This is a genomic window from Dyella sp. KRB-257 (assembly GCF_049445995.1).
In the GTDB taxonomy this organism is placed as follows: domain Bacteria; phylum Pseudomonadota; class Gammaproteobacteria; order Xanthomonadales; family Rhodanobacteraceae; genus Dyella_A.
Window position 1 is genome coordinate 119,157 of sequence record NZ_JBMSDZ010000010.1, and the last position, 11,732, is coordinate 130,888.

The 11,732-nt window shown below is 64.0% G+C and carries 9 protein-coding genes; 8 read left to right on the plus strand and 1 reads right to left on the minus strand.

Annotated features, from left to right (window positions below; translation table 11 throughout):
• The first annotated feature begins 15 nt into the window (after window positions 1-15).
• Window positions 16-3,099, plus strand: coding sequence for a Tn3 family transposase (locus ACO2Q2_RS10135; RefSeq protein WP_015447896.1), 3,084 nt, complete (start codon window positions 16-18; stop codon window positions 3,097-3,099).
• Window positions 3,100-3,101: 2 nt separating this feature from the next.
• Window positions 3,102-3,638, plus strand: coding sequence for a hypothetical protein (locus ACO2Q2_RS10140; protein ID WP_423255644.1), 537 nt, complete (start codon window positions 3,102-3,104; stop codon window positions 3,636-3,638).
• A 79-nt stretch (window positions 3,639-3,717) separates the two neighbouring features.
• Here the strand turns inward: ACO2Q2_RS10140 and ACO2Q2_RS10145 are convergent, their stop codons facing one another.
• On the minus strand, window positions 3,718-5,004 hold the full coding sequence (locus ACO2Q2_RS10145) for a type II restriction endonuclease (RefSeq protein ID WP_423255645.1): 1,287 nt from the start codon (window positions 5,002-5,004) through the stop codon (window positions 3,718-3,720).
• A gap of 616 nt (window positions 5,005-5,620) precedes the next feature.
• Here ACO2Q2_RS10145 and ACO2Q2_RS10150 point away from each other — a divergent pair.
• From ACO2Q2_RS10150 to ACO2Q2_RS10175, 6 genes are all read left to right on the plus strand, one after another.
• Window positions 5,621-7,414 (plus strand): copper resistance system multicopper oxidase, encoded by a 1,794-nt coding sequence (locus ACO2Q2_RS10150; RefSeq protein ID WP_017464180.1) that lies wholly within the window; start codon window positions 5,621-5,623, stop codon window positions 7,412-7,414.
• Window positions 7,411-8,847: a copper resistance protein B gene (locus ACO2Q2_RS10155; protein ID WP_017464179.1), complete on the plus strand. Its 1,437-nt coding sequence runs from the start codon at window positions 7,411-7,413 to the stop codon at window positions 8,845-8,847. The genes ACO2Q2_RS10150 and ACO2Q2_RS10155 overlap by 4 nt, the downstream gene beginning before the upstream one ends.
• A 13-nt stretch (window positions 8,848-8,860) precedes the next feature.
• A complete protein-coding gene (locus ACO2Q2_RS10160) occupies window positions 8,861-9,949 on the plus strand; it encodes a c-type cytochrome (protein WP_017464178.1) in 1,089 nt (362 codons plus the stop codon).
• A complete protein-coding gene (locus tag ACO2Q2_RS10165; RefSeq protein WP_017464177.1) occupies window positions 9,946-10,401 on the plus strand; it encodes a DUF411 domain-containing protein in 456 nt (151 codons plus the stop codon). Before ACO2Q2_RS10160 ends, ACO2Q2_RS10165 begins: the two co-directional genes overlap by 4 nt.
• Before the next feature lie 260 nt (window positions 10,402-10,661).
• A complete protein-coding gene (locus tag ACO2Q2_RS10170; RefSeq protein ID WP_423255646.1) occupies window positions 10,662-11,102 on the plus strand; it encodes a hypothetical protein in 441 nt (146 codons plus the stop codon).
• A gap of 105 nt (window positions 11,103-11,207) precedes the next feature.
• Window positions 11,208-11,732, plus strand: a 525-nt coding sequence (locus ACO2Q2_RS10175; RefSeq protein WP_423255647.1) for a TolC family protein, incomplete at its 3' end; no start/stop codon positions are given.

Consider the following 11,732-nt stretch of genomic DNA (forward strand, 5'->3'; position numbering starts at 1 on the left):
TGCACGTGGGGCACGATGACGGCTAACCCGCACCGCCTGGCGATCCTCACCGGCGAAGAAATCGACGACCTTTACGGCCTGCCACGTTTCACCGAAGACGAACGGTTGCTGTACTTCGACCTGAGCGCAGCCGAGCAAGCGGCAGTAGCAGCGCGTCGAGGTACGACTGGTTTGTATCTGGTGCTGCAGCTGGGTTATTTCAAAGCCAAACGACAGTTCTTCGACATCGAACCGGAAGCCGTGCGCGAGGATGTGAAGCACATCCTCGCGCGGCATTTCCCGGATATTCCCTGGAAGGCCATTCGGTCCCCCACCCAACCGACGCGTGTCGCACTGCAGAAGCTCGTTCTTCAACTACTCAATGTTCGCTCGTGGAACCGTTCCGCACGGGGAGCACTGGTTGAGCGCATCCAGCATATCGCCATGCGCTCGACTCAACCGCGCTACCTGCTGCGCGAAGCGCTCCATTACGTGGAACGAGAACGCCTCGTCACACCGGCGTACAGCACGTTCCAAGACATCATCGGTTTGGTGGTCACCAACGAGCGCGTGCGGTTGGCGAGTTTGCTGGAACAGGCGCTGACGCCCGATATCCGCAGCCAGCTCGACGCATTGCTGCAAGCCGATGAATCCATGTATCGAATCAGCGCGCTCAAACACGAACCGAACGATTTCAGTTACAAGGCGCTGAAGCAAGAAGTCGAACGACGTCAGCTCTTTCAACCGCTGCATGCGTTCGCGCAGCAATTTTTGGCAGCGGCAGGTATCTCGCAGGAGAGCGGCAAATATTTCGCTTCCCTGGTGATGTACTACACCGTCTACAAGCTGCAGCGCATGGCGCCGGCCACCATACGGCTGTACCTGCTGTGTTTCGCCTACCACCGCTACCGGCAGATAAACGACCATTTGATCGAAGCCTTCATGGTTCGCGTGGAGGGTTACGGCAAGCAGGCCAAGCTGGCCAGTGAAGAAGCGATGCGGCAAGCACTGACCGACGCGAGTGAGCATCTGCAGGCCGCCGGTGAGGTACTTCAACTGTTTGTCGACGACACGATTCCTGATGATGCCGCGTTCGCGACGGTGAAAGCCAAAGCGTTTAGCTACCTTGGTCCCGAGCGCATTCCGCTGGTGGCCGACTACATGCGCAACATCGCCTTCGACAAGGTAGGTTTCCAGTGGGCGTACTACACCACGCTCACGTCGACCTTCAAGCGAAACCTGCGTCACCTATTCACCGATCTGGATTTCGCTGGCCGGGTCGAACATGCGCCACTCATGGCTGCTGTCGACTTCTTGCAAGGCCATCTGCGACTGGGGCATACGCCACGACAGATCGACCCGACCACGTTTCCGGTCGATCTCATCCCCAAGCGATTGCGTGGCTATCTGTTCACCACCGCCGAAGGAAAAGGACGAGCCAAGCGGCTCGACGTCGATCGGTACGAATTTCTCGTCTATCGCTTGTTGTGCGACGCGATGGAGGCCGGTGATGTATTCGTCAAGGACAGCAACGAATACCGGCGCTTCGAGGATGATCTGATCAGTGATGAGCGCTGGATCGACAAAGAGGCGGTACTGCGCGACCTCGATGCCCCGATTCTGCAGGCCCCTATTGAGGACACCTTGGCCGCGCTACGCACTCAGCTGGACGCGAAGTTTCAAACGGTGAACGCCCACATCGCCGATGGCGACAATGCACACATCACGGTCCGCGGCAAGGGCGACAAACGACGCTGGAACCTGATCTATCCTGCGCTTGACGAGTCCCTCAACAGCCCGTTCTACGCGCAAATTCCGGGCATCGGCATTGCCGATCTATTGTGGTTTGTGGCCGGGAACACGGAGTTTCTGGGAGCGTTCACGCACGTGCTGGAGCGCTACGTCAAGCAGCCGCCGGACCCTCGCGAGATTCTCGCCTGCATCGTCGCCATGGGTACCAATATGGGATTGTGGAAGATGGCCGAAGTCTCCGGTCTCAGCCACGCCTCCTTGTTGGCCACCGCCCGCAGCTTCCTGCGGCAGGAGACCATACGCGGCGCCAACGATGCCATCAGCAATGCCACGGCAAAATTGTCTGCGTTCCATCTTTTCAACATCGGCAACCACTTGCATTCGAGCAGCGACGGTCAGCGGATCGAAACCCAGATCGACACGATCAACGCGCGGCACTCACCGAAGTATTTCGGGATGAAAAAAGGTGTCAGCGTCTGCACGGTGGTGGCCAACCATGTGCCGATCAACGGACAGGTCATCGGTGCCCACGAGCACGAGAGTCATTACGTGTTCGACTTGTTGTTCAACAATACCTCCGAGATCAGGCCCGAACAGCATTCGACCGACACCCATGGCACCAACCAGGTCAATTTCTGGGTGCTGCACGCGTACGGTTATCGCTTCGCGCCGCGCTACCGCGATCTGCGTACGAAGGTCGATTCCTTGGTCAGCTTCAAATCACCGAATCAGTACGGCAATGCTCTCATCAAACCAGCACGTAAGGTCAATGAGGCGCTGATCGTGGCTGAGTGGCCCAATATTCAACGAATCATGGCGTCATTGGGGCAGAAGGAGGTGACCCAAGCCACGATCATTCGCAAACTGAGCAGTTATGCCCGGCGGAATCAGACCAAGAAAGCCCTGTGGGAACTGGACAACATCTACCGGACGCTCTACATCCTCGATTTCATCGACGATGTCGGCTTGCGTCAGAGCGTGCAGAAGGCGCTCAATCGAGGCGAGGCCTACCACCGCTTCCGCCGCGCGATCGCCTACGTCAACAGCGGAAAATTTCGCGTGCAAACCGAAGCAGAACAGCAGATCTGGAACGACTGCTCGCGCTTGATCGCCAACGCGATCATCTACTACAACACCGCCTTGCTGTCTCGCATCTATGACCAAAAGCTCGCGGCGGGAGACGAGGCCGCCATCGAGATACTCAGAAGCATGTCGCCGGTGGCGTGGCAGAACATCAATTTGTTCGGCACCTTCGAGTTCAGTCCCGGCGAGACGAGGGTCGACCTCGATGCGTTAGCCGCGCGCTTGGTGGACTTGGTCAACTGGAACCAAGCGACACATGACCTCAATGATTCCGGGATAGGGTAAAATTGATCGTCAAAGTATTGATGTATAAGCTATTTTATATTATCGGGGGATGGGCACAAATAGCCGACTATCAGCGTTTGAGCTCGTTGATGGTGGTGCAGCTGCGCATATTGAAAGCACAGGCGCTCGGGGGTCTTTCAGGAAATCTGAACGTTGTGCGGATTACCTTGTCAGAGCTCGAACCTAACCATCCTGTTGTGGAGAACGTCATGACTCGAACGCTTGCTGCATCTCTCATCGCATTTGCCTTGTCTTCCGGCGCCGTATCTGCTCAGTCGTCCACCCCGCCGGCCACTGCGTCGATGGGTGGTATGCAACAAATGGACAAGATGGACCACATGGGCGGTATGCACCACATGGACAACATGATGGGCATGCACAAGATGCCTGCCACCGTCACCTCCGTCGATTCCAGCACCGGCATCGTCGACGTCGAGGCCGGCGGCATGGCGCTTAAGCTGCACTTTCCGCCGGCGGCCATAAAGGACCTCAAGGCCGGCGACAAGATCACCGTGCACATGGGCTTCAGCAAGCCCTAGTTCCGGTGCAGGTGACGTGCATCGCGCCAGCGCGATGACCGGATCAGCGGAGCGTTAGCTCCGCTGATTTTTATTTTTCTCAGCGCAACGGCATGGCGATGGCTTGTAGCGCCTTCATCCCGCTGCCGAAACGGGCCATTGATTCACGGTGTTCTTGCAGCGATTCGTAAGCCAGAAAGCGCATGTCCAGGTCGCGCACCCGGCTGAAAGCCGGACGGGCAAATTGATTGCAGGCGTCGCCGTGTCGGCTGCCAGGGGCCACCAGGAAAAAGGCGGTTTGCTGGTGGTCCGGCACGCCCAGCGCAAGATCCAGCATGCGCACGATGCCGGAGTAGATCGTGGTGCTGTGTTCGACCTCGAACGCGGCGGTTACGCGATGCTCGTCACCCTCCAGCCATAGCACGTCGATCAGGTGGATCACCTCGGCGGCGCTGGTGGTGCTGAGTGTGGGAGGCAGCGCGGTCAGACAACCGTCTGCAAGCTTGCCGCCCGCGTGCGACCTACCGCGGTCATTGCTGGCGATCCATACGCGATAGCCCAGCGCATGCCCCAGGTCGCGCAACCAGCCCTGCACCGTTGTGTGTGAGTGGTCCTGTTCGCGTCGCTGCGCTTCCATCTTGCGCAGGGTGATGCTTTCTTCGCGAACATGCGCCAGTTCACGTTGCCAGGCGGACCACGCTGCCGGTGAATTTTCGGATGAGGCGGGCAGCGGATAGCGGCCGCTGCCTATGTCGAACAGAAAACCCGCCACGGCACCCAGGTCGTTCGACAACAAGTTGCGATGTGTCGCGTTGAGTGTCATCACCTGTCGACGCATCGTGAGATAGCTATCCCAGCGACCGAGACGAGCCTTCGCCCCCATCCGAGCGTTGTAGCCATTGAGGATGGCCGTATTGAACGGCATGGCCAGGGTGGGGTGCAGAAAATACAGGAGGTTGGCGGCCGCCGGCCCCAAGCCCTTGATGGCATGCCCATCCAACGTGTGGATCGCCTCGACCAGCGCCTGCTCGCCATCGCAGCACAGACACGTCTGCAGGAATCGACCGAACGCCCGTTGATGCGCGGGATTTTCGTAGATGTCCGGAATCCGCAGCTTCGGTTTCCACAGGAACGCGTGATCGGCTCCCTTGAAAATCTGACGCTGCTCGGCGATCGAGTGCACCACGGTCTCCAGCGACGATCCGCGGTACGCCGTGCCAAAGGTCCCGGCATCGATTTCTTCTACCACCGCTTGCAGGCCGCGTCGGATGGAGCGGAAATGCTTCAGACGCCTTTCCCACAGGAACCAGCTCTGATACGTGCCGCCAGGATCGGCGCGCCATCGGTGCAGCAGCGCCTGAATGGTGTCAAATGAAAGTGCGGACATTCCTTCTCCTCAAGGCGGCATAACGTGCGTCCAGCGTGCCGCTGGCTACCCGGCAAGGCGCATGAACCCTACTCCATGGTTGAGTCGGCTGCGTCGCGGGCTTATGGTAACCGGGCCATGATGACCTTCCTGCACCAGCTCCAACGCTCTCGGCGCCTCCGGGTGATCGGGTTGCTGGCGTGGGTCGCACTGGTCCTCCAGGGTGCCGCGGCGCTGGCCCAACCGCCGGTTTCTCCGGTGATGGCCGCGACCGCGATGTCCATGGCAAGCGGCTCCCCGGCGCACGCCCCGCATGCGATGGCTCCGACCCCGCAGGATGGATGCTGCGCTGACCACACTGACGCCCATCACTGCACATGCGCATCCATGTGCGCAAGCGTGCTGCCGCTTGCACGCGTCGGCCTGCCTGCCGCGCCGCTGATGCTCCTGCGTTTCGGACGGCTTCGCGTCCCGCACGCCCCCGCCATGGCGATGACGCCACCCCTGCGACCGCCGTCCGTCTGACTCTGCGCTGCACGATCTCGCCGGCACGTTGAGCCGAAAGCCCAACACCCGCGTCTTTTTCACGAACCACAGGCATGGTCCATGTCTGTGAGTGCGCAGATGGAGTCACCCTATGAATCCTTTCCTTCCCCCCGATGGGGTGGATCGTTCACGCCGTCACTTCGTGCTCGGCCTGGCGGCCGGTGGTACCGCGGCCGGCCTCGGCCTGCTGGCGCCCGGCCGTGCGTGGAGCGCCGTCGGCCCGACGATGCCCGCCTCGGCGATGCCGCGGCTGCGCGGCGACACGTTCGACCTGACCATCGGCGAAACCCCCGTCGACTTCACCGGTGCGCGGCGTATCGCCACCACCATCAATGGCAGCCTTCCCGGCCCGGTCTTGCACTGGCGCGAAGGTGACACCGTGACGCTGCGCGTGACCAACCGGCTGGCGGTGCCCACCTCGATCCACTGGCACGGCATCCTGCTGCCGTTCCAGATGGACGGCGTGCCAGGCATCAGCTTCCCCGGCATCGCGCCGGGCGAAACCTTCACTTACCGCTTCCCGGTCAAGCAGAGCGGCACCTACTGGTACCACTCGCATTCGCGCTTCCAGGAGCAGTCCGGCCTGTATGGTGCGATCGTGATCGACCCGGCCGGCGGCGAGCGCCATCGCGCCGATCGCGACCACGTGGTGATGCTCAGCGACTGGAGCGATGACGATCCGGAGCACATCTTCGCCACGCTCAAGCGGCAAAGCGATTACTACAACTTTGCCGAGCCGACCGCGCCGGAGTTTTTCCGCGACGTGCGCACCATGGGCCTGCAGGCGGCGCTGGCCAAACGCAAGATGTGGAACACCATGCGCATGAGTCCGAGCGACTTGAGCGACGTGTCGGGCTACACCTATACCTACCTGATGAACGGCACCACGCCGAGCGGCAACTGGAGCGGCCTGTTCCGGCCCGGCGAAAAAGTGCGACTGCGCTTCATCAACGGCTCGTCGATGACCTATTTCGACGTACGCATTCCCGGACTGAAGATGACCGTGATCGCCGCCGACGGTCAGGACGTGGAGCCGGTGCCAGTGGACGAGTTCCGCATTGGCGTGGCCGAGATCTACGACGTGCTGGTGGAGCCGCAGGAAGACCGCGCTTATACCGTGTTTGCCCAGTCGATCGATCGCACCGGCTACGCCCGCGGCACGCTGACGCCGCGGCTGGGCATGCAGGCCGAGGTACCGGCGATGGACCCGCGTACGCGCCTGGCGATGGTCGACATGATGGGCGCCATGGCGATGGGGAATAGCGGTCACTCCGACCATGACGGCGGCATGCAGGGCATGAACATGGGCGATATGTCGGGCATGTCCGGGATGTCCGGCATGGACATGGGCGGTGGCAAGGCGCCAGCCGTGCACCATGCCCGCACCGAGTACGGGCCGGGCGTGGACATGCACGTGGACATGCCGCGCACCAACCTGGACGACCCGGGCGTGGGCCTGCGCGACAACGGCCGGCGCGTGCTGACTTACGCCGACCTGCACACGATCGGCGGCCCGATCGATCGGCGCGAGCCCGGCCGCGAGATCGAGCTGCACCTTACGGGCAACATGGCGCGTTACATGTGGTCGTTCGACGGGGTACCGTTCACCGACGCCACGCCGGTGCACTTCCGCACCGGCGAGCGGCTGCGCGTGGTGCTGGTCAACGACACCATGATGCCCCACCCGATTCATCTGCACGGGATGTGGAGCGAGCTGGAAAATCCCAAGGGTGCGTTCCAGGTGCGCAAGCACACCATCAGCGTGCAGCCGGCGCAGCGCGTCACCTACGCCGTCAGCGCCGACGCCGTGGGGCGATGGGCCTACCACTGTCACATGCTCTATCACATGGAAGCGGGCATGTTCCGCGAAGTGGTGGTGTCATGAGCCGGGTCATCAGTACGTTGCACAACCCGCTTCGCCTGGCGCTCGGCGTCGCGCTCGCTGCCGGTGGCGCCGTGGCGCTGCCGGCGGCCGCGCAGTCGGCGCCCGCACCGTCCGCCAGCACCGCCCAGACGAAGGACTCTATGGACATGAGTTCGATGGACATGGGCTCGATGGACATGGGTGGCATGCCGATGCCGGCCAGCGCGTCCAGTACCGAGGCTCCGGCAGCCGCCGGGACGACTCGTTCCATGAAAGGCGATGGCATGGCCGGGATGGACCATGGGGCCATATCCGGCATGCAGCATCCCGCATCCCCGCCCGCCGCCTCGTCCAGCAGCGCCTCGTCTTCGATGGATTCGATGGACATGGGTGGCATGGACATGGGCAAGATGCCGATGCCGGCTGGCGCGTCCCGCACCCCGGCAGCGGCCGAGGTCGGCCCTGCCGCAAAAGATGGCGGTATGGCCGGCATGAAGCACGGCCAGATGCCCGATCCCGCTCCTGCCGCCGAGGCACCCTCGACAGGGACGATGCACATGGGCTCGATGGACATGGGCGGCATGCAGCACGGGGCGATGCCTGGGATGGATCATGCAGACCCTGCCCAGGGCAAGCATCCGTCGGCATCGTCGTCGATGTCCGGGATGTCCGGGATGTCGGGAACGTCCGGCGATGCTTCCGGCGAGGGCATGTCGGGCATGACGATGGGCGCCATGCAGGGCGGCAAGGCCCCGCCGGATGCGCGCAGTCCCGATTATTCCGACGGCGTTGGCTACGGCGGCATGCCGGGCATGGACATGGTGCCGCCCAAGGTGGGGCGATTGCTGCTGGACAACCTCGAAGCCGTGCACGGCCGGGACGCCAACGGCCAAGCCTGGGAGCTGCAGGGCTGGTACGGCGGCGACACCGACAAGCTGTGGCTGCGCAGCGAGGGCGAGCGCAGCGCTGGGCGTGTGGAAGACGGCAGTGCCGAAGTGCTGTGGAACCACCTGATCGCCACCTACTGGTCGACCCAGCTGGGTGTTCGGCGGGACCTCGGCGTGGGCCCCGGGCGCACCTGGGCCGCCTTCGGCGTGGAGGGCCTGGCGCCGTACTTTTTCGACGTGGAAGCCACGGCCTACGTCGGTCAGTCGGGTCGAACCGCAGCGCGCTTTCGGGCCACCTACGACGTGCTGTTCACCCAGCGGCTGATCCTTACGCCGGAATTCGAGCTCAACGCGTACGGCAAGGCCGACCCGGCGCGTCGCCTTGGCGCAGGCGTCTCCGACGCCTCGCTGGGGCTGCGCCTGCGCTATGAGATCCGCCGGGAGTTCGCGCCGTATGTCGGCGTGAACTGGGTGCGCCGCTTCGGCGCCACCGCCGGTTACGCGCGGCGCGACCATCAACCCGTATTCGACCCGCAGCTGGTGGCGGGCGTGCGCATCTGGTTCTAAGGGGAAATCCATCATGAAAAAACACATCAAGCATCACGGCATCACGGTGGCGGTCGTTCTGGGCGTGCTGGCCATCGGTGCCGGGGCGTTCGTCTATTCAGGCGTCTACAACATCGGCGCCGACGACCACCACACCAAGCCGGTGTTTGCACTGCTGCAGACACTGCGCGAGCGCTCCATCCAAGCGCGTTCGGCCGACCTCAAGGTGCCCGACCTGAACGATCCGCAGCTCATCCTCAAGGGTGCCGGCCAGTACGCGGCGATGTGCACGCAGTGCCATCTCACTCCGGCAATGAAAGACTCCGAACTGCGCCCGGGGCTGTATCCACAGCCGCCCAACCTGAGCCAGGTGCGGGTCGATCCGAAAGAAGCATTCTGGGTGATCAAGCACGGCATCAAGATGAGCGCGATGCCGGCGTGGGGCGCCAGCCATGACGATCCGACCATCTGGAGCATGGTCGCCTTCCTGCAGAAGCTGCCGGACATGACCGCCGCGCAGTACAAGGACATCGTCGCCAAGGCACCGCCGGACGACGACATGGACATGGATGGCGGCGATGGTGGCCACAGCCACACGCATGGGGACGCGGCGCAGGCGATGCCGGCCATGGCGATGCCGGATGAGCACAGCCACGCCGACGCGCACGACCACGACCAAGGCGCCAAGGGGCCTGCCGCCGAAGCCCCGATCTCGCTGGAAGGCCTGCGTGCCGGCGCCGCGCCGGGTGCCGAAGCGGTTGCACGCCGGTTCCATGAGGCCCTTCAACGCGGCGATCGCGAGGCGGTGCTCGCGGTGCTGGCGCCCGACGTCAGCATCCGCGAAGGCAGCGAGACGCAAACACGCGATGCGTATGCCGGCGGCCATCTCGATGCGGATATTGCCTTCCTCAAGCAGGCCAAAGTGACTTCAGGAGCGTTCGGCTCCATGGCGATGGGCGACACCGCCATGGTCGGCAGCGAAACCACCATCGCCGGCACCGCCAAGGGCAAGCCGTTAACGGTGCGCAGCCGCGAGATGCTCACCCTGCGCCAGCACGACGGCGCCTGGCAGATCACAGCGGTTCAGTGGCAGTCCGCGCCGGTCGAAGGAGACTCCCGATGATCCGCGCGGGAGTGCGCGGTGCGCTTGGCCTGGCACTCGCGCTGGGCCTGCCGCTGGTGGCCATGGCCGCGGGGACTACGGCCGTCGTTTATCGCGATCCCTCGTGCGGGTGTTGCCACGCGTGGATCAGCTACCTACGCGATCACGGCTTCGATGTCAGCGTGCACGAGAACGAGCCCATGTCCGCCGTCAAGGCGCGGTTGGGCGTGCCGGTCCAGCTGGCGTCGTGCCATACCGCGCGCATCGGCCGGTATGTGATCGAAGGCCACGTGCCTGTGGAGGACATCCAGCGACTGCTGGCCGAGCGTCCCGACGCATGGGGGCTTGCCGCACCGGGTATGCCCATGGGCTCGCCCGGGATGGAGATGGGGCCAGCCCAGTCTTACGACGTACGGCTGGTCGATGGCGACGGAAGCTCACGCGTATTCGCCCACCACGGATCGCCCGGCTGAGGCTCAAGGCAAGGGCGGCCATTCGGCCGCCCTTGCGCATGATCGGTTTGCGGGAACAACAAAGCGTCGGCGGGCTGATGATGGACGCCAATGGCCTTCGCTGCTCAGGCCGCCTATCTGATGAACCGAAGCACCAGTAACACTGGTTGCATGAACTTGACCTGCGTCAGCGCGCGCCTATCGCCAAGGGATACACTACTGACCTCATGCTGCATCATCGCCGCCTCCGACCGATCACCCGTCGCCGCCTGACTTGGGCGATGGTGCTGTGGCTGGTGTGCCAGCAACTGGCGCTGGCGGCGTACGCGTGTGCTGGTCTGCCCGTCACTGAGCCGCTGGCCGCGGCGACCGGCACCGCGATGCCGACGACGGCCCACCGCGAGGCCGCCGGCATGCGCATGGCCGGCATGGACATGGCCGACACCGGGGTGACCGGCGCCGGAATGGGCCCGGACTGCGCCGACATGCGCACCGGGGCGCCGGCGCATGCTTTGTGCGAAGGCCACTGCCATCCCGATCAAACCGTCCAGCCGGACGCGCGCACGCCGTCGGTGCCTCTGGCGATGGTCGGCATCCTCACCCCGCTGCCGGTGATGCCGGCGATCGTGCAGACATCCAGCGGCCATGTGCGGCTGCGCGCCGAGCGATGGCGTCCCCCTGCGCCGCCCCCGACGCTCCTGTACTGCTCGCTCCTGATCTAGCGCACGGCTGCTGGCCGCCTTGCGTTCGCCGGGCCATCGCGTCCCGGCGTTTCCGGATCCCTGGAGTGCGTGACCATGTTTTCCCGATGCCTTGTCCGGCGCCTGATGCCGGGTCTTTTCCTGTGTGCTTTTGCCGCGGCGATGCTGCCGCGTGCCCATGCCCATGCCCATGCCGATGGTGCGCTGCCGCTGACCCTCGACCAGGCGGTACGGCTTGGCACGCAGCGCGCGCCCCTGCTCGATAGCCGCGATGCCGAGGTCGCCGCCAGCCGCGACGATGCGGTGCGGGCCGGCCGGCTCCCCGACCCGGTGCTCAGTTTTGGCGTGGCCAATTATCCGGTGACCGCGCCGGATGCCTTCAGCCTGCGTGCCGACAGCATGACCATGCGCACCGTCGGCGTCATGCAGAGCATTCCTTCCCGCGCCGCCCGCCAGGCCGACCGCAGCGCCGCCGCCGCCGGGGTGGCGGCAGCGCAGGCCGATCGCCGGGCGCTGGCGCAGGTCCTGCGCCAGCGGATCGCCGATGCCTGGATAGAAAGCTGGGCCGCCCGGCAACGGCTGGATCTGCTGCACGCATTGCGGGAAGAAAGCGAGCTTGCCGTGCGCGTCGCAGGGGCGCGGCTGCGCGGC

Excerpts from the sequence above, each read along its gene's own strand:
- ACO2Q2_RS10135 (WP_015447896.1), top strand. The coding sequence starts at position 16 with ATGACGGCTAACCCGCACCGCCTGGCGATCCTCACCGGCGAAGAAATC.
- ACO2Q2_RS10145 (WP_423255645.1), bottom strand. The coding sequence starts at position 5,004 with ATGTCCGCACTTTCATTTGACACCATTCAGGCGCTGCTGCACCGATGG.
- ACO2Q2_RS10150 (WP_017464180.1), top strand. The coding sequence starts at position 5,621 with ATGAATCCTTTCCTTCCCCCCGATGGGGTGGATCGTTCACGCCGTCAC.
- ACO2Q2_RS10155 (WP_017464179.1), top strand. The coding sequence starts at position 7,411 with ATGAGCCGGGTCATCAGTACGTTGCACAACCCGCTTCGCCTGGCGCTC.
- ACO2Q2_RS10160 (WP_017464178.1), top strand. The coding sequence starts at position 8,861 with ATGAAAAAACACATCAAGCATCACGGCATCACGGTGGCGGTCGTTCTG.
- ACO2Q2_RS10165 (WP_017464177.1), top strand. The coding sequence starts at position 9,946 with ATGATCCGCGCGGGAGTGCGCGGTGCGCTTGGCCTGGCACTCGCGCTG.
- ACO2Q2_RS10170 (WP_423255646.1), top strand. The coding sequence starts at position 10,662 with ATGGTGCTGTGGCTGGTGTGCCAGCAACTGGCGCTGGCGGCGTACGCG.